Below are 223 nucleotides of genomic sequence, written 5' to 3'. Positions count from 1 at the left end.
CACCAAGGGACCGCAGGTCTTCATCCGGGTCGACGGCGCCTATGACAGCGTCCAGGCGATCGCCGATACGCCCATCGTCGCCGCCGGGCGGACGCTGAAGCTGTCCGACATTGCCGAGGTCCGCCGCGGCTACGAGGATCCTCCCACCTACATCATCAGGCACCAGGGTGAGCCCACCATCATGCTCGCAGCGGTGATGCAGGAGGGCTGGAATGGTCTGGCG

At 66.4% G+C, this 223-nt stretch carries 1 protein-coding gene; it reads left to right on the top strand.

What is annotated here, in order from left to right:
• The coding region (locus MOV74_RS41380) for a hypothetical protein (RefSeq protein ID WP_246933156.1) at window positions 1-223 on the top strand (223 nt) is incomplete at both ends.

The organism is Bradyrhizobium sp. SHOUNA76, assembly GCF_023006445.1.
GTDB lineage: Bacteria > Pseudomonadota > Alphaproteobacteria > Rhizobiales > Xanthobacteraceae > Bradyrhizobium.
Note: the sequence above shows the minus strand (reverse complement) of the source record. Positions and strands in the feature narration are given on the sequence as shown.